The organism is Cyanobacteria bacterium GSL.Bin1, from assembly GCA_009909085.1.
Taxonomy (GTDB): Bacteria; Cyanobacteriota; Cyanobacteriia; order Cyanobacteriales; family Rubidibacteraceae; genus Halothece.
In genome coordinates this window covers 14,791-32,143 of the sequence record JAAANX010000182.1, presented here as the reverse complement: position 1 = coordinate 32,143, position 17,353 = coordinate 14,791, and the positions used below count along the sequence as shown (strand labels likewise).

Sequence of the window (17,353 nt, the reverse complement as noted above, 5' to 3'; positions counted from 1 at the left end):
TGCCATAATGCTTCTAACTCATCTAAATAATATTCACTTAACGAACGTTTCAGGGGGAAACTTTAACAAGATTTGCCAGCGATAACGACGGGCAAAGTGATAAGACAGCGAGACATCACAATGAGGGCATTCAAGTTATTTTGACAGAGGCGAATTGATGTGATCGACGAATATGGAACATATTAGCAAGTCATTGGCGAACTAAAAGGAATCAACAATCGAAAGTTACCTGTTATTACAGTTTGGCAAAAACGCAAAATTGACAATAAGTTTTACTTTATAACCCTAAAACCTTATCGAGGATAGAATCATGGATTTAGAACTCTATCAAGAAGTTGCACTAACCCGTAACTTTCCTGAATACCAACTCCAACAAGGAGATATTGCTACACTGATCGATTTTGTTCCTCACCCCACAGGAGGTGAAATGGGCTGTGTTTTAGAAGTATTTAACGCTATTGGCGAATCACTGAAAGTCATAACGGTTCCTATCTCCGCCATTAAACAATTAAGTGACAAGGACATTTTAAGCAGCCGACAACTGATTCAGAAAACATGACCGATGATGCTTTGGAAACAGTGGGGTTTTTGACCGGCGACCACTATCCAACTGGCTAGCCTACCAGTTCGGTCAGAATCCCCAAAATTAGGGGTAAACTGATAAAACTCAACAAGGTAGAAACGACCACTGTCCGGGCGGTGCGATCCGCTTCGCCCCCAAATTCCCCGACCATCAAGACGGTATTCACTGCCGCCGGCATGGCTGTTTGTAGAACTAACACTTTGAGATCAAGTCCGGTTAATGATAATGATAATCCGACGCCAAGCGCGATCGCGGGAGCAACTAATAATCGTAACCCCGATGCCAACAGTTCATATTTTCCCAGGGCAAAACGAGTACTCGCTAATTGCATCCCTAAAATGAGTAAAGCAATGGGAATGGACGCTCGTCCTAACTGTTCAATGCCCACATCTAAACGATAGGGAAATTCCACTTGCAGGAGATGAAACGTAATCCCGGCAATCATCGCCCAGAATAAGGGTAATTTGAAGGTCATGCTGATACCATAGCGCCAGCCTCCGCCTTTAATGACAGCAGGGGCAACGCCGAATAAAAGAATTGCTGAGGTAATCAAGCAAATAATTGCTCGTTCTAATCCACCATCGCCAAAAGCAAAACTATTCAAGGGGAGTCCTAGATTGCCCACATTGCCAAAAATTGTCGTAGCAAGGAGGCTTTTTCCCACTGTTGCGGGTGGCTTTACCGAATAATTGATTCCTAACACGATCAAATACAATAAAGCAGAAGTGATGACGAAACCAGTGACTAATCCCATTGCTCCCTGGGGAGAGACAGTGGTGCGATATAATTTATCTCCCACCAAAGCTGGAATCAGAATATAGAGGGCGAGTTGAGAAAGGGTAGTGCGGTCAAGGGAGAGATAGCGTTGCGCGATCGCGCCGATCAAAATAATCAGCGCCACCGGGACAACAGCAGGTAAAAGAACAGTCATTCGGGGAACTTAATTTAGAGGTTGAGTAATTTTTAAGGTTTCCTCAAGGTTTGAGGACTTATGATTCATTATGCTTAGCCAAACATGATGGCAAAAGATAGGAATTGTTAATCGTTTGTCGCGAAATTGTTAAGCACTCGCATGGAATTTTCATTTTTTTAGTAATACAAATCACGATTTTAAGTTTCAAAACGTAAAAAAATCCCGAAATGTACTTAATTTAATGGTTTTGACGATCCACAATGGGCAATCAGAGTTTAGAATGATGCAGTGAAACATAGAACATATATGTATCCTAGGCTTTTATTCATTGCCTTGCTAAACGTGTATGTTAGTAAATGCAAAGAAAACTTGTTAAGCGCAAGCAATCTGCCGTTATCGTAGAGAAACAACCTCAAATTAGGAGATTAACCATGAATAAAGGTGATTTAGTCGATAAAATTGCCGATCGCGCAACTGTAACGAAAAAACAAGCCGACGCTGTCCTGACTGCTGCCCTAGAAACCATTATGGAAGCGGTATCGGAAGGGGAAAAAGTAACCTTGGTTGGTTTTGGTTCTTTTGAACGTCGGGAACGGAAAGCCCGGGAAGGTCGCAATCCCAAAACAGGGGATAAAATGGAAATTCCTGCAACCTCCGTCCCTGCTTTTTCTGCTGGGAAATTATTTAAGGAACGGGTTGCGCCTGAGGATAAAAAGTAATCACCCCTAATCGAGTTAAACTGTTATGACACGACCAATACACGGAGGGAACTTAAACTGGGCAGCCCAAATCGCGGGATGTTCCCCCTCTGTGATATTGGATTTTTCCGCTAGCATTAACCCCCTGGGTCCCCCTGATAGTGCGATCAGTGCGATCCAACGGGGGCTTCATCGCTTAAAACACTATCCTGACCCCAATTATGTCCAACTGCGAGAAACATTGGGGAAATGGCATCATTTAGCACCCGAGTGGATCTTACCAGGAAATGGGGCAGCAGAATTACTGACTTGGGTTGGGCGCGAATTAGCAGGATTAGAGACAGTTTATGTGCTGAAACCTGGTTTTCGGGACTATACTCGCGCTTTAGAGGCGTTTGGGGCAAAAATTACGCCCTGTCCTCTTGAGGTAGAGGGAATGCTGCAAAACCCGATGCAGAAGCAACCATTGATTTTCGAGCCACCAGCGATAAAAAATTGTGGGCTGTTATTAAATAACCCCCATAACCCCACCGGTCAACTGTTCTCTCGGAGGGAGATTTTGCCTTATTTAGAACAGTTTGCTTTAGTTGTGGTCGATGAAGCATTTATGGATTTTTTACCGCCCGATGACCAAGAAAGTTTGCTCGCAGATGTAGAACACTATCCCAATTTGGTTGTGCTGCGATCGCTGACAAAATTTTATAGCCTGCCTGGACTTCGCATCGGTTATGCGCTTACTCATCCGCAACGATTACAACAGTGGCAGCAATGGCGCGATCCTTGGTCTGTAAACAGCTTAGCCGAGGAGGCAGCGATCGCGGTTATTCAAGATACGGCTTTTCAAGAAAAAACATGGCAATGGCTAGCCACAGCGCGATCGCGCTTTTATCAAGCTTTAAAAAGCATTCCGGGCTTATCCCCGCTTCCGACTGCAGCAAACTTCTTTCTTGTCGCCACCGATCTCCGTGCCTCTCAATTGCAAGCCGAACTGTTGAAACACTCTCAAATTCTGATCCGTGACTGTCTCAGTTTTCCCGAATTGGGCGAGGGCTATTTCCGCATCGCGATTCGTCACCCCGAAGAAAATCAGAAACTGCAACAAGCTCTTTTAGCAGTGACTAATGACTAATGACTAATGACTAATGACTAATGACTAATGATTAATGATTAATGACTAATGACCAATGACTAACAAATAATGAAATACGATGTAATTGTTATTGGCAATACGCCAGTGGGGAGATATGCCGCGCTGATGGCGGTTTTGTGGGAAGCGCGAGTTGCCCTTGTGACACAAGAAATTTCCTTCTGTGCAGAAGCGAACTGGCTTTATCATTTTACCCTCGGGCAGTTAACGCAAATTGCTGAATCCTGGGGAAATATCCAGCCTTTAGAAACACTGCCAATCGCCACCTATCGACAATGGACACAAGAAGTCATTGAGATAGTTCAAGAAGAAACCGCCCTAGTGAAATTGGCGGCACAAGGCGTTGATGTCATTGAGGGGAAAGGAGAATTTTCTCGCTTACCCCAACAAGCTTTTGTCGTGAAGCAGGAAATGTTGCGTGCCCGTGGTTATTTAATCGCGACGGAAACCATTCCCATGTTTCCTGACCTTCCTAATTTATCCCAAATGGGGTATTTGACGGTCAGTGATTTAAGAAAAAAGCAAGACTTAGCCAACTTACCGCAAAATTTGACCATCGTTGGTGATTGCCCGTCTGCGGTTACTCTTGCTCAAAATCTCGCAAGACTGAAGAAAAATATTACATTAGCTATTAAAAAGTCTCGACTTTTTTCCACAGAAGATCAAACGATTAGTTATTTATTACAAGCCCAACTTGAAGCAGATGGTATCCATCTTTTAAAGTCGAGCCCCCTTTCTGATTGCAAGGAGATTGAAACAGAAAAATGGCTGCAATTGGGCAAACATGCGATTAAAACCGATCAATTAATTATTGTTCCGGAAACAGCACCCTACTTAGAAGGATTAAATTTAGAAGGAGTTAATGTCAAGTCGAGAAAACACAGTTTAATACTCAATGAAAAGCTACGAACTACCAATCCGAAAATTTATGCCTGTGGCAGTGTTATTGGTGGCTATTCTTTTCTGAATTTAGGTCAATACGAAGCAAAAATTGCACTCAAAAATATTTTATTTTTTCCTCGCCATACAGTAAACTATCAAGACATTCCTTGTTTGATGTCAACCCATCCGCCCTTAGCCAGAGTGGGAATGACAGAAGCACAAGCTAAACGAGCCTTTGGCGAAAAAGTGGTTGTCATTGAAGAATATTTTAAGACGAATCTTCTCAGTATTGTCCAGTCAGAAACAACGGGATTACTCAAAATAATTGTCTATCAAAATGGTGAAATTTTAGGGGGACATATTTTAGGGAAGAATGCTGATAGTTTAGTCAGTTTAATCGCGATCGCGATGGCGAAAAAGATCAAGATGAAACAACTGGCAACTGTCTCGTTTCCTGCACCCAGTATCTCAGAATTAATCTCAAAAGCCGTGCAACAATGGGATGATTGGTATTACCAAACTCATCCCTTGTGGCGAGAATTGAGAAAGCGTTATTTTCTCATCCGGCGCAATTGGATGCGGTGATTAGGTATTTTCTGACCGCGATCGCGATGATTGATGCATTATTCCAGAATCGCCATCCCTTTTCCAGGTAACGCAATGGCAAATGAATCGGTGAGAGAATAGGTTTGACCCGTCAGCACATCAGTGAGAGTGCTGTTGTTGAGTCTTTCCTTCACAGCCGAAGGAAGATTGGTGTTCGTCGCGATCGCGATCGATAAGGGACTCGGCATTTCCTCTAGCCCATTATTAATGACGACAATTTTTTCTTCATTTCCGTAGTGGCGCAGAAATGCATAAACGAACTGATCGGAATAGAGGGTGGTGAGGGTTCCATACTGGAGGGCTTCACTCCCTTTACGAATGGCAATCAGACGCTTCACAAAGTTATAAAGATCGCTCCCCTGACGGCTAAAATCCATATCCTTACGATTATCAGGATCGCTATATCCTTCTAACCCCACTTCCGTTCCGTAATAAATTTTCGGAATTCCTCGCGTAGTGAACTGTAAGCCAAACATCAGCTTCATTACCTTTTGCGCTTTGTCCGTATCACCATATTGCCCTTTAATCGCCGTCAGGATTCGGCTACTCAGGTCATGGTTATCGGTTACTGTCGCCAGTAAGTTGGGGTCGCGATAGAGTCGATCCAAGTCGAATAAGCCATCAGGTTCATTGGGAAATAATCCTTTCTTTGCAAATTTTTCCATCGAGGCATTGTAGATAAACGTATCCTTGATGGTTTGGTAAAAAGCGAAGTCAAAGACACTATCAAGTCCATCGTCATTTTGATAGGAGGCTAAGGTCCCAACATCGAATAAGAGGACTTCTCCAATCCAAATCAGATTCGGATATTTACTCCAAATCGTTTTTTTCAAGTCTTGCCATAGGGCATCTTCGAGATGCTTGGTGGTATCGAGTCGAATGCCATCAATCCCACAATCGATCCAAGCGGCTGTGTTCTTAATAAAAAAATCTCGAACATCAACGAGATCATGATTGATATCAGGCAATCCAGCCAGCGTCCCCTTAATTTCGCCGCTACCGCCACGATTAAACCAATCATCGCGAATGGTTTCTTTTGGATGGGCAGCGACTTCTGCATCATAAGCATCATTATGATAACCGGTATGGTTAAAGACCAGATCTAAGATGACCTTGATGCCTTCAGCATGCATTTTGTTCACAAAGTCCTTAAAGTAACGTAAATCCCCTTCTGGGTAAAGATCACCACTGTAGAGATGGCGATCGACGCGATTGGGGTTGGAAAACCAGTAGCCATGATAGGAAAAAGAGGGGTCTTCATTGGGACCAATTTTGCCAATTTGCTTATAAACCGGTGTAACCCACAACGTTGTCACTCCTAAATCTTTCAGATAAGGAATCGACTGAATAATGCCCTCAAAATCGCCACCGTGATAGAACTTGGGCTGGGATTTATCGACAGCTTGGTTGTTGTTCGGATCGCCATCCCGCCAGCGATCCGTAAGCACAAAGTAGATAATATCGCCACCGTTAATGGCATCAACAGCCAACGCATTGTAAGGACAGACTGTGAATAACGTAGCAAGTGAGAGGAACAAACACAGGAAAAATTTCAGCATTGTCAACTCCAAGTCGTGTGAGAGAGTATTTTTTGAGACAACCGTGGTCGTGGCGCCTGGGCGATTACAAGCCCCTAATCAAATCGTGAAACTGCTTTGCTACTCGACGATAAGCGCTATTTTTGAGGTGCAATTCATTTGCCCAATCGTCGTCATTGATGGCTTCCCGTAAATCTAAGTGATGCACTCGTGAATCAGCATTGGCAATCTCTTGAAGCATCTCGTTAAGTCGGTCAATTAGATGATTAATAATCTGTGTTTGAACAGCGCGATCGGTGTAACCTTTCTCCGTCATGGGCGGTCGTAACCAAGGTCCGATCCAAGAAAAATTGAAAACCCGAATCACAGCCCGACCATCGGGAATCGGGTAGCCGTAACCATGCGTCACAATCTGGATATCAGCATCAACTTCCCAAATGCGATGCATAATAGTTTGATACGCCCGCTTGAAGTAGTCATCGAATAAAAAGTCAATATAGGATTTGCGTAGTATGGGGAGTCCCGAACTTTTGTGATTTAAAAGAGCTGATAATTCCTGACCGGCAACATCATTACCGCCCCCAGAAAGCAAGACAATCCGAGGTTGATATTGTTGGATCGCCTGCACAGTTTCTTCAAGTGGTGGCTCGCGACGCTGCCAATTTCTTTTCTTATATTCGGTTCCCCAAGCCATGTTATCGAGAGTATCACCAGCTTCAGCAACGTTATAAATCGGGTAGCGATGGAAAATTTTCAAACAGGAAATAATATCGAGACCAGCAGGGGCATAATCAAACCAAGAATCTCCTTCGGAAACGATTGCCTCCTCGGTGAGGTTGAATTCCAAGGTTGTCTCCAGCGAGTGAGATTCTAACTGAGCAACCCAAGTTGCCACTTGTTCCGGTGTTAAACGATCAAGTTGCTCATCGCTCCAATCCTCTTTTGAGACGGCTTCCCCTTGTAAGCCGGTAGATAAAGGGACGACTTTGATGGACGGGGAAACCGGTCTTGCTGCAGACGTTGAGATCAGGGCGCTTTCAAAGAGAGCAGTTTCTTGATCGTTGGCAAGCTTATTTTGAATATCGGCGACAATGCTGCTAATGCGGACTCCCTCGTTAGCAATCCATTGAATTCGATCTAAGTCAGCCTGTGTCCCATTCCAAACACTGCCATCTTGTAGCAAAATCTGACCCTGATCGTTTTGTTTCGGAACACCGCTGTGGTGCAATGCCGCTAGTTCCCATTGCATATTCAATACAGGGGAACCCGAAGAACCGGGTTGGGTGTCGGTTTGGTAATGGAGATAGTCATCGACTCGATCAACAACTGTATTATTTTTAATCGCGATTTGCTGAGGTCCACCGCTGGGATGTTGAATAATATTCACGGGTTCTCCGATCAAGACCTTACCCGATTCAACAATGAGGGGAATATAGCCCCGTGAAGCAATGGGGACTCCCTCTGGAGAAGTTTCTCGCACTGCTACCACTGTATAGTCAAGGGCTTGATCGGTCATGAAGAAGGTTTCCGGTTCCAACCTGAACTCAAGGGTAGGACCTGTGATCCCGCTGCGCCGTTGGTAATAGTCAAAAATGAGGGTGCTGTCGCGAGTATTCATTTTGTTTTCTAGAACGTGGTTGTTGGTCATGAGGAGACGCGGCGAGATCATGAACCCTGTCCCTGAGCCCAGGATCCTACCGCTGCGCCGAATCACGATTTTGCAAACACTTTCTGCAAATTGACTCCCTAAATGGAGAAAACGGGAGGATAAAAGGTCATTTTCTTCTAAAATTCGCTCCAGAAGACCAACTTGCACATGAGGACGGCGAATTGATTCAGGAGCAGTGACACCACTCATTATTTCACCAGCTAAGGACTCCAGACCTAACGCCTGCATTCGCCTTAAGACGCGGGTTGGGGTCTCAATTTTTCTCCAATCCCAATCTTTGCCTTGCAGTATGCGCTCAGCACGATGGCGTTCTCCGGCATGAGACTGGTAACGAGCCGCTGCATCGTTTAGGCGCTTGGATAGAGAATGATCAATGTTGGCCATAGTTCCCTCAACCCGTTGAGTTCATGACTATCGTGATCAGTAAAGGGATATTTCATCACCGTCATCAATCCCTCAAATGCGGGACGGGATCCTTTACTAGATAAAGGTTTCGGGACCGCTAACGCAATCGCAAATCCATTCCAAGTCATGAGATTTTAGTAATGTTAAATCTTTGACAAACTCATTATAGGAAGTAGTTTAACAACGGCTAAATCCTAAATCCGCAAGTGTCAAAGAGTAGCAATAAAACGATTAATTTCTATAAATTTACGGAGTGAATACTGCCAGCGGTTCGTTTTTGTTGTAACAGATGAGTTATTGAGCCTAGCGTGGAATGAAGTGAGCCATCCCGTGAAACATTAAGTTTTGATCAACAATTATCTGTTGAGAAAGGGCAGGATCGTTTTCTTGGAGATAACGATGAAGCCGAATCGCATCTCCACCCGTTAAGACGACGACTGCATCCGATTGTTTTTTCCGCCAAGCAGTGACGTAATGATCAATGCCACTGATCAGAGTATGAATGATGCCACTCGCGATCGCGCTTGCGGTAGTACTTGCCCATAAGGGCGGTAACGCATCCGGTACGGTAATTTCAGGCAGGGCTGCTGTCTGTTGTCCTAAGGTTTGTAGCTGTAGCCTTAAGCCGGGTAGAATAGCGCCCCCCAAAAAGTCACGTTGTTTCCCCACTGCCGTGTAAGTCAAAGCGGTTCCCCCATCGATTACTAAGACGGGATAACCGTAGGTTTCTCCTGCACCATAAGCACAAAGCGCGCGATCGCTGCCCAATGTCGCATAGGTATTACAAAGAGGAATCTCCTCTCGAGTAATAATGATTTTATGAGGATACGTCTCCCAGAGTTTTGTTTGCTCAGCGACAACAGAAACTAAATAAACGGACACTGGTTCCGAAAGCAATTGAGCAACGTCAGCTGGGAATAAATGCGTGGGTAAACCTATGACTGGTTGTTCTAAATGTGGGCTATGCCAAGTTTGCAGGAGTTGGTTTTGGTAAAAACATCCCCAATGTAAGCGAGAGTTACCAATAATGAGAGCTAAGTTGTAATCGGAGTGGGAGTCAAATGGATTTTGCAATGCTTTAACTAATCACGACCTTAAACGGGTGCAAAATAACAATGTTCAAATCTTCTTCCAAATTCTTTATTGAGAACAGTATTTTTGTATGATTTATATCACTTTTAATTACGTTAAGTAGTTCAAAAACCTTAATTCTTATTTGTTGAATTGACAGCTTGGTACAAGTCTCTATTTATGGTTTTATTACTATTACGAGTTTTTAAAAAATGCTCAGAAATTATGCCAGTAGAGTATCTGAGGAATTGCTAGAAGTTATTTTACTGTTTATTTAAAGGTGTAGTTTGACTGTTCATCAAGCTCATAAAATAGATAAACATTAAACTGTTTTGCGACAAACATTAGAAATCATTCTATGAAGTTTTGTTAACATCTAAGCGATTCTTGTCATAATAGAAGTGTAGTTAGTTAACTTAATATTATTTTTAATCATGTCGAAAGAAAATGTACTGAATTTTTTGTCTGAAGCGGCTAAAGATGAGCAGCTTAAGGAACAATTACAAGCGAGTGCAACCCAAGATGAAGTGGTAAAAGTTGGCCAGGAAGCCGGCTATAACTTTTCCTCTGAGCATGTTGAGGAAGCATTAACGGAATTGCAAAAGCAGCCAGGATTTTTTGGCGCGCTAGCAGAAGCAGTGCTCGAGCTGTTTAGCCCTGCTCATGATGATTATCCAACCATTGGGGTACAACCCTTTAGTGGTGATTCCTATTCCAATCGATAATGATTAGAACTTAGCGGCTCTTCTGAATTGGCTGCGGATGATCGGGGTGGGGATGAACTCAGGTGTTGAGATATTTGACAAATAGCTACTCCTTGAAGCGTGTTTTCTGCTTGCAATTATTTAAAATCAAGCTTTATTAACTGAAGACACAGAAGACAGACCACAGAACGTTAAAGATCGAATAGAGGCGATTGAATTGAATAGACCTAGCTAATACCGAGTTGAGGGCACAAAAGTCTCTTCAGTCGCTTCTCTTCATCGGGTCATCCCACTGAAGGATCCAGCGTACAGCCTCTAATAAATTTTCAGCCGTGTAATTAGGAACAGTCGAGTGCTGGTAGGTACCTTGGGTAACTGCTTTCCCATAACCGGTTTGGACTAAGACACCTTTTGCCCCCGCATTGTGAGCCAAGTCAATATCGGTTGCTTTGTCTCCAACCACAATACTGGCTTGTAAATCTAAATCATATTCCCAAGCAGCAGCAACCAGCATTCCTGTATTCGGTTTGCGCCAGGTACTCCAAGCAGTAAATTCAGGATTGGTCCCGCCTGCAGAAGGACTCAAATAGGGACAATAGTACAGGGCATCTAAAGCCGCTCCTGCTTCCATTGCCAGCAGTTTCTCCAAGCGTTCATGAAGCGCTTCCACATGATCCGTAGAGTAGTAACCGCGAGCCGGTCCGGACTGATTAGAAATTAGACAAGAGAAGATTTGATGGTCATTGAGAAGACGCACTGCTTTTGCTGCGCCTGGGATAAGATGTAAATCTTCGACCTGATGGAGATACCCGGCTTCTTGGTTTAAAACTCCATCACGGTCAAGAAAAACTGCTGGTTTAGCCACGCCAAATTTTTTCAAGGACAGAATTAACTTCAATATCAGCGATCGCGCCTGTAGGAGATTTTATCCCAATGCAGGACGAATTGCCCGGTGGCAATAATTTTTTCGGGTCAGTAGGACCAAAAAGGGCAATGGTATAAGTGCCCACAGCAACCGCTAAGTGCATGGGCGCACTATCAGTACATAGCATTAAGCTCCCTCCTGCAATCATTGCTGAGAGTTTGCCAATATCGGGCGGACTGGTCACTTTTAAGTTAGGGTTCACTTGTAAGAGTTGTTCGACCCACATTTCATCTTCTGGTCCTTTCACCAAAACAATGGGCAAATTCGGCTGTTTATTTTGCAGATCGGCAATAATCTGCTGCCACTTCGTCACCGGATAAATTTTATCAATGCCTTTGTCTTGCGCCAGTTGACTGGATCCACCATGAATCACAACATAGTTGCCATCTTTAATGTCCAGACGTTGCTGTTCCTGTTCCGCCCACTGAATGTCACTTTTGGGAACATTAATTTTGAGGGGGGGACAAGGAGTACTAATCTTTAACCCTTGTAGCAAGTCATGGTACATCTGAGCAGCATATTGTTCGGTTTTCAGCGGAACCGTATGGGATAAAAACACTTTTCCAGCACTTTCATAACCGACTCGCACCGGAATGCCATTTAACCACAGTAAAAAGCCCACTGTCCAGCGACGACCCAAGGTGAGGGCAACTTCATACTCGCGATCGCGAATAATCCCTAACAGATTCAAATAATCCGCTAAACTATTCCGATTTTTGTAATCAAAAACCAACACGTCATGGACATGAGAACACACCCGATAAGCGGATTTAGCGCGGGGTTCCACTAAAACATCAATTTGGGATTGAGGATAGGCGTTTTTCAAGTCAGCGAGGGTCGGGAAAAATAAGATTTGATCCCCAATTCCTCCGGGGACAAGAGTTAGAATACGCATGATCAGGGCTAAATTTTAATTCCGTTGTTGCAATCAAGTTAATTTTAATGGCACAGCAGTCCATTAGCACGCATAACTTGGATTTTGATCAGGTTTGCCGCCTAAAACCACTCTAAACCGATCCCGCGCGCCATCATCGAGGCTAACAGGGGAATGCTGCTAAATCCCACCAGTTCAACGTTAATCATCCACTTAATCAGGTTGGTCCGAAAAGGCGTCAGTTTCGGAGGACAATTTTGCCGTAGCTTCCCCAGCCAAAGCAAATAAGAAATCGTCGGATATAGGGAAAGGGGAGCGACAGCGAAAAAAACGACGATTTTTGCCCAAAATACCGGATTGTGCGTATAAAATTCGGTGCCTTTACCAAAGTACAATAAGCGTAAAACCCCCGTAGCAAGGAGGGCAGTGGCAGCCGTCCCATAAATTCCATCGGCAATCAGAATCACCCATCCTTCCCGAACACTCAGTTCTGATTTAAAGGTGTGTCGTTCGACAATTAGTGAAGCGAGAACAATTCCAAAACTCAAATAATGGATATAAGCAACGATCGCGCTATCCCACATGATCTTAAATTAACTCCTATTTCCAATAAAATAACCATATAGCAATATAACAATTATTTAGTGTACAAGTGCTGAGTTTGGTCTAATCATGAACCGGTAAAGACGCCAGTTGATCTGCCCAGCGGGTGGTTTCGGGAAGGCGATACTTGGGCGTACAAGCGAGAACCAAATCAATGGCGCTACGGAGGCTAATGCGATGTCCTGCAGAAACGTAAAGCGGTTTGACGTTGGTGCGCGTTCTCACTACAGCGCCAATAATTTCTCCATTATCCCAGAGGGGAACCCAGGCGCCTTTTTCGGGACTCAGTTCTTCATGAGTGCCGACTAAGCGGGATTTTGCTGCACCAATGGTGGGTTGATTGATTAATACGCCGAGGTGACAAGCCAGACCAAACCGTCGCGGGTGCGCCACCCCTTGTCCGTCACAAATAATTAGATCTGGGGGGGTTTCGAGTTTTTCTAGGGCTTGGATGATTGTTGGTACTTCGCGAAACGAGAGTAAGCCAGGAATGTAGGGAAAGGTCGTCGGAGATTGCGCGATCGCGGATTCGATTTTTTCTAACGTGGGAAAACTCAACACCCCAACAGCTGCTTGCGTTATGCGATAGTGATCCTTAAATCCCACATCAACGCCTGCGACGTAGCGAATCGGTTGCGGAAATTGGTCATAAGTGATGACTTGCGGGGATAATTCTTTTTGCAGCGCGATCGCGCTGGCATAAGAGAGAGATTGCGAGGATTCCATCACGCCAACTGTCAATCTGGTTTGTGTATAACACTTTCTTAATCTTTATGTTAGATGAGCTTAATACTAATCTGCGAGGATTTACCAGTTAAACGACTTTAAGCCTCCTCTGTCGCAAAATTTAGTGATGGCTCTAACGACTTTTTTACTCGCACCGGTGGCAGCAACATCAGTAGCAGCTACAATGATGCTCCTTCGGTAGCATTAGTCATTAATGAAATCCACAGCGATGGAACAAGCGATCTGGCACAAGTAACCTATGGTGGAGAAGGGGGCAATAACCAATCCCTGACACGAGACCCAGACTTAACAGGCAACTTTGTTCAACATACCAGCGCAACTGGGTCTAGCGGGACCTCACCCCTCCTCACTAAAGCTCCGGTCCCCGATTGCCTCTGGCAGCGAATCGAAGATTCGATCAATTTGTAGCAAACATTTACCAATTTGATATTAGGTGTGATTGACGGTTTGTTGCGGTTGATCCCTTGGACTGAAATCAACCGGCTCTGTTCCATCCTTTATGATTGAGAAAGGATGCGATTGATCGCTTCATCTAAGACCGCATTTTCACTTGTAGGAATTTCCCCTCTTAAATTTTCCAAGGTATCTATGGCGAGGGCTTTTACTTCTGGATGAGTGGACTTGAGAGCAACCTTTTCAATGGATTCAATGGCTTCTGGTGCAACTCTGTTATCCTGAGATTGTCGAGCAATCATCGCGATCGCGCCCAATGCTTCTTCTGAAACAGTGGTTTGATCCGAAAGAACTGCCAGTTCTTCAATATTTTTAATCGCCATCGTTTGATTCCGCACATCCGTCGAACCAATTGCCAATTGTTCGATATCTTGAATCGCTGCTTCCAGGGAAATGGGATCGTCTGTCAGAGGCATTGCATTATTGATTGCAGCTTCCTCAACCCGCACTTTCTCTTCTTGAATCGTCGAAATCTGATTTTGCAGTTGTAAGGTATTCGATGCTGCTTCAAATACCAGGGGAAAGAATAAGCCAAAGATTAACGAGAGTCCGAAAATCTTAAACTTTGACTTCTTAAAATCCAAGAAATCTGAGAGAACAAACATCCCGATTAAGCTACTAATAATCCCCAAAAAGATACTAGAGGGCACTAAGTAACCTAAAGTGGGTAAGTTCAGTTCAGATTGATTTTGAGTCGGTTGAAGGGTTTGAAAATTTTGAGTGGAATCTTTCACCTCCATAATAATTTTTGTCAGCCCCCCTAGCGCACCGGGGACAACCACATATTGCAGCATGAAATGTTCTTTTTCTTCAGATAGAGTAACAAAATCAGATTCTTGATCCTGAAAAGCTAAAGGATTGCTAGTCATTTTTATCTCCTAAATTTGAGTTTTAATTGGGCAATTGTTCTTAGTAATTCCAACGAATTCTTCCGGGGCGTAAATCGAGGTGAACAAAACCTCTCGGCGCACCATAACCTAAAGCATGATTGGCCCAAGCCACGGTATCTAACCAATGCTGAAAATCATAAAGATTGCCTTGACTGGGTTTAATATCAACCGCTTTCCCATAGAGGTGCTGGGAATTGGTGGCACCGCCAACGGCGCGGTTAATGGCAGGCGGACGATACCAAGAGGTCACTAAAATCGGGGATCCCCAGGCTTCACGAATTTGGTCTAATTTTTGGGCAAGGGTGAAGATATTTTGTTTAATGTCATCCCGTTGCGGAATGCGCCGTGTATCACCATTGGTTACTTCTTGAACCGTGAAATATTTAGACACTTTGGCACTCAAGTCTTGCCAATTGACGGTTTGCCAACTACTGGGAATATTCCCATTGGAATTGATCGTCACCTTGGGAGTAGAATTATTGAGAACTTGCTTTGCTCGTTGCCAAAACTGAACGCGATCGCGATATCCATTTAAGCCCCCATTAATTAAACGAGTGACTCGTTCAAAATCTCCCGCATCGGCTGCCACATTAATATTGCGACTATCCCAATACCAACCTGCAACCGCTGCATTGGTGTAAGGATCTTTAACGACTAACTCAGGATTGGTTTCTAAGGGTAAATTTAAAGCCTGACCGCAAGCGCGATAGTTGGCTCTTCCCGTTAATTGAATCAGCCCTCTCAAAATGTTACGAATTAACCGTTTCCGCTAATTCTCTGCAATTTTCACTGCAGTTCAGACTATATCTTACTCCTAAGAGTCCCGGCGCTTCGAGGACACTTGCCCCCTACTCCTTAAAGGATAGTCGTTGCACTTTACCGCTATATTTCTGACAGCCGAATAACTTAAAGCAGTCTCTCTTGAGACATCGTAAAGAGAAGCACCCTCATGTACTACCCTACGGACAATATAAGGGGTTAATTCACGTTTTATACGCTCATAAGGGCGCTCAAACTTAAAAATCTCTTGATAATAACGAACTGCTCGATGGGAGCAATTAGCTTTCTCAGCAATTTCTTGCTTAGTTAAGTCAGTCGTCTTTAATAAAGAGCAAATTTTCTCTTTATCGTAGATTTGACGCCAGCTACCCATTGCCATCGGTATGTATTCAAACGAGGTTTGAATTCTATGGTCTAGGTAGTCTAGGTAGTCTGACCATGCTCTCTCGATGTCTACTGAGTCGGTTAGAAAACGATGCTGACAATTATATTGATTGTCACACCATTCTAAATTATTCAGAGAATTATTGAATCCGTTACGGTCTTTATGGTTAACTTGTAACTCTTCCCAATTTTCAACCGGATTAAATGCTGAAAGGACTAGACGATGGATCGATAATGATTGATCACCATCAATATCAACAGCTAAATAGTTTCTGTATTTTCCACGTCGATTGCCTTTAAGCATCCTGTAATATTCTCCATTTTGGCTTAACCAGATTGAACCTACATCTTTATTTCTAGGTCTTCCTTTAGTTTTTCTATAGATATCACCTTGAAAAGAAGCGAAGTAATCTGGACAGTTTATTAGCGGTCTTAGCTCAGTGTTACCCATTGTTCCATCTTGATTGGTTTAACCATATAATTGTATTTCACAAGCTTTAGGGCTTTCACTGAATTCACCGAGTTTTACAAGAGCTAGAGGTATTTAACCCTTGAATCGTTGACCATCACCTGGTTGGGTGTTCCCTAAATCTCTTCGTCCTTCGTAAGCCGCCCCGCTGGCAATTTCTTCTTTGTAGCGGAGGGAACCACTTTCATGGGCAACTTGGGCAATAAAGGCAGCGGCACGGGGAACGGTTGTCATCTCAAAGTCGGATAAGACTTGATTAATGGGAGAACAATAGGTTTCAATATCGGTAGCCGTGGCGTGAGGCATAATTCTTTTCAGATTTTCGAGGGTGAAAATTTCCGATTGTTCTTGATGGTCTTCCCACGGCAGTTCCCAATGCCCCGACCAAAGATACCAAGTCCCGGCATCATAGTCTAATTCCACTAAATAATGTCCGGCTTCTGCTGCGGAAAACTTACGGACTTTATATTCCTTGCCAACAGGAACACTCGCTCGTTGATTCACCGCTAATTCTGAAGATTGGACGGGTTCTTTTTTTAAATAAGTCGCAGTGATCGATTTAATAATCATTGATTTCATCTCCTATTGATGTCTGTTTTTTTGACGGGTGCTTTGATAGTTTTATTGATATATCATTAAACTAACTAGGGAAGAACTAGAGAAGTTTTCTTCATCCTATGTCTATTTCGATTTATATTCTTTTTCTTAGCTTGGGTCGATACAGAATAATTGAGGAGTTTTGCGACTTAATTTTTCTTACTTTAGGCAATGAAATCTTTAAATCTAGAATGATTTTTAGCAATGAATTCAGATAATCCATGCCAATAAGCCATGCTTGATGAGTAATTATCAACAGATGAAAAGTTAAGCCAGGATTCTTAATCAATCTCCTTAACTTTTCTATATCGACAGGATTGAGTTAGCAACGGTATTAGTAAGTAATCGTCTTTCTAAACTTTCTAGGTTTATTAAATACAAGAAATTTTAGACGAATAATTTGTCTCTCAATTGG

At 43.5% G+C, this 17,353-nt stretch carries 16 protein-coding genes and 1 pseudogene; 5 read left to right on the top strand and 12 right to left on the bottom strand.

What is annotated here, in order from left to right; all coding sequences use genetic code 11:
• Window positions 1-310 precede the first annotated feature (310 nt).
• On the top strand, window positions 311-559 hold the full coding sequence (locus GVY04_20795) for a DUF4926 domain-containing protein (GenBank protein ID NBD18475.1): 249 nt from the start codon (window positions 311-313) through the stop codon (window positions 557-559).
• A gap of 55 nt (window positions 560-614) precedes the next feature.
• Here the strand turns inward: GVY04_20795 and GVY04_20790 are convergent, their stop codons facing one another.
• Entirely contained in the window at window positions 615-1,514 is a 900-nt protein-coding gene (locus tag GVY04_20790) for an AEC family transporter (protein NBD18474.1), read from the bottom strand.
• Between the two features lie 413 nt (window positions 1,515-1,927).
• On the opposite strand from GVY04_20790, the gene GVY04_20785 reads away from it, so the two are divergent.
• The 3 genes from GVY04_20785 to GVY04_20775 all read left to right on the top strand — a co-directional run bounded on the left by GVY04_20785 (window position 1,928) and on the right by GVY04_20775 (window position 4,808).
• Window positions 1,928-2,215, top strand: coding sequence for a DNA-binding protein (locus tag GVY04_20785; protein ID NBD18473.1), 288 nt, complete (start codon window positions 1,928-1,930; stop codon window positions 2,213-2,215).
• A gap of 25 nt (window positions 2,216-2,240) precedes the next feature.
• Window positions 2,241-3,323, top strand: a complete 1,083-nt coding sequence (locus GVY04_20780) for a threonine-phosphate decarboxylase (protein ID NBD18472.1) — start codon at window positions 2,241-2,243, stop codon at window positions 3,321-3,323.
• A 69-nt stretch (window positions 3,324-3,392) separates the two neighbouring features.
• Complete coding sequence (locus tag GVY04_20775; GenBank protein ID NBD18471.1) at window positions 3,393-4,808, top strand: FAD-dependent oxidoreductase; 1,416 nt, start codon at window positions 3,393-3,395, stop codon at window positions 4,806-4,808.
• Window positions 4,809-4,846: 38 nt separating this feature from the next.
• Here the strand turns inward: GVY04_20775 and GVY04_20770 are convergent, their stop codons facing one another.
• From GVY04_20770 to GVY04_20760, 3 genes are all read right to left on the bottom strand, one after another.
• Window positions 4,847-6,388 (bottom strand): hypothetical protein, encoded by a 1,542-nt coding sequence (locus GVY04_20770; protein NBD18470.1) that lies wholly within the window; start codon window positions 6,386-6,388, stop codon window positions 4,847-4,849.
• A gap of 64 nt (window positions 6,389-6,452) precedes the next feature.
• Complete coding sequence (locus GVY04_20765) at window positions 6,453-8,420, bottom strand: hypothetical protein (protein NBD18469.1); 1,968 nt, start codon at window positions 8,418-8,420, stop codon at window positions 6,453-6,455.
• A gap of 324 nt (window positions 8,421-8,744) precedes the next feature.
• Complete coding sequence (locus GVY04_20760; protein ID NBD18468.1) at window positions 8,745-9,515, bottom strand: pantothenate kinase; 771 nt, start codon at window positions 9,513-9,515, stop codon at window positions 8,745-8,747.
• A gap of 431 nt (window positions 9,516-9,946) precedes the next feature.
• On the opposite strand from GVY04_20760, the gene GVY04_20755 reads away from it, so the two are divergent.
• Window positions 9,947-10,237 (top strand): Nif11-like leader peptide family natural product precursor, encoded by a 291-nt coding sequence (locus tag GVY04_20755; GenBank protein NBD18467.1) that lies wholly within the window; start codon window positions 9,947-9,949, stop codon window positions 10,235-10,237.
• A gap of 241 nt (window positions 10,238-10,478) precedes the next feature.
• On the opposite strand, the gene GVY04_20750 is transcribed toward GVY04_20755, so the two are convergent.
• The 8 genes and pseudogenes from GVY04_20750 to GVY04_20715 form a co-directional block, all read right to left on the bottom strand.
• Complete coding sequence (locus tag GVY04_20750) at window positions 10,479-11,081, bottom strand: HAD-IIIA family hydrolase (protein ID NBD18466.1); 603 nt, start codon at window positions 11,079-11,081, stop codon at window positions 10,479-10,481.
• Window positions 11,074-12,036: a lipopolysaccharide heptosyltransferase family protein gene (locus tag GVY04_20745; protein NBD18465.1), complete on the bottom strand. Its 963-nt coding sequence runs from the start codon at window positions 12,034-12,036 to the stop codon at window positions 11,074-11,076. The genes GVY04_20750 and GVY04_20745 overlap by 8 nt, the downstream gene beginning before the upstream one ends.
• Before the next feature lie 101 nt (window positions 12,037-12,137).
• Window positions 12,138-12,599 (bottom strand): DUF2214 family protein, encoded by a 462-nt coding sequence (locus GVY04_20740; GenBank protein ID NBD18464.1) that lies wholly within the window; start codon window positions 12,597-12,599, stop codon window positions 12,138-12,140.
• A gap of 82 nt (window positions 12,600-12,681) precedes the next feature.
• The gene (locus GVY04_20735) at window positions 12,682-13,344 is read right to left on the bottom strand and encodes a deoxyribonuclease V (GenBank protein NBD18463.1); all 663 of its coding nucleotides are present in this window, start codon (window positions 13,342-13,344) and stop codon (window positions 12,682-12,684) included.
• Between the two features lie 518 nt (window positions 13,345-13,862).
• Window positions 13,863-14,687: a hypothetical protein gene (locus GVY04_20730; GenBank protein ID NBD18462.1), complete on the bottom strand. Its 825-nt coding sequence runs from the start codon at window positions 14,685-14,687 to the stop codon at window positions 13,863-13,865.
• A gap of 40 nt (window positions 14,688-14,727) precedes the next feature.
• Window positions 14,728-15,465, bottom strand: coding sequence for a DUF882 domain-containing protein (locus GVY04_20725; GenBank protein NBD18461.1), 738 nt, complete (start codon window positions 15,463-15,465; stop codon window positions 14,728-14,730).
• 57 nt (window positions 15,466-15,522) lie between these two features.
• On the bottom strand, window positions 15,523-16,176 hold the full coding sequence (locus GVY04_20720) for a hypothetical protein (GenBank protein ID NBD18460.1): 654 nt from the start codon (window positions 16,174-16,176) through the stop codon (window positions 15,523-15,525).
• Between the two features lie 243 nt (window positions 16,177-16,419).
• A pseudogene (locus GVY04_20715) lies at window positions 16,420-16,602 on the bottom strand (peptidase M15).
• Window positions 16,603-17,353: the final 751 nt, after the last annotated feature.

Coding starts and splice junctions, on each gene's coding strand:
- GVY04_20730 (NBD18462.1), bottom strand. CDS start 14,687: ATGACTAGCAATCCTTTAGCTTTTCAGGATCAAGAATCTGATTTTGTT.
- GVY04_20720 (NBD18460.1), bottom strand. CDS start 16,176: ATGCTTAAAGGCAATCGACGTGGAAAATACAGAAACTATTTAGCTGTT.
- GVY04_20780 (NBD18472.1), top strand. CDS start 2,241: ATGACACGACCAATACACGGAGGGAACTTAAACTGGGCAGCCCAAATC.
- GVY04_20740 (NBD18464.1), bottom strand. CDS start 12,599: ATGTGGGATAGCGCGATCGTTGCTTATATCCATTATTTGAGTTTTGGA.
- GVY04_20775 (NBD18471.1), top strand. CDS start 3,393: ATGAAATACGATGTAATTGTTATTGGCAATACGCCAGTGGGGAGATAT.
- GVY04_20735 (NBD18463.1), bottom strand. CDS start 13,344: ATGGAATCCTCGCAATCTCTCTCTTATGCCAGCGCGATCGCGCTGCAA.
- GVY04_20755 (NBD18467.1), top strand. CDS start 9,947: ATGTCGAAAGAAAATGTACTGAATTTTTTGTCTGAAGCGGCTAAAGAT.
- GVY04_20745 (NBD18465.1), bottom strand. CDS start 12,036: ATGCGTATTCTAACTCTTGTCCCCGGAGGAATTGGGGATCAAATCTTA.
- GVY04_20785 (NBD18473.1), top strand. CDS start 1,928: ATGAATAAAGGTGATTTAGTCGATAAAATTGCCGATCGCGCAACTGTA.
- GVY04_20795 (NBD18475.1), top strand. CDS start 311: ATGGATTTAGAACTCTATCAAGAAGTTGCACTAACCCGTAACTTTCCT.
- GVY04_20790 (NBD18474.1), bottom strand. CDS start 1,514: ATGACTGTTCTTTTACCTGCTGTTGTCCCGGTGGCGCTGATTATTTTG.
- GVY04_20770 (NBD18470.1), bottom strand. CDS start 6,388: ATGCTGAAATTTTTCCTGTGTTTGTTCCTCTCACTTGCTACGTTATTC.
- GVY04_20765 (NBD18469.1), bottom strand. CDS start 8,420: ATGGCCAACATTGATCATTCTCTATCCAAGCGCCTAAACGATGCAGCG.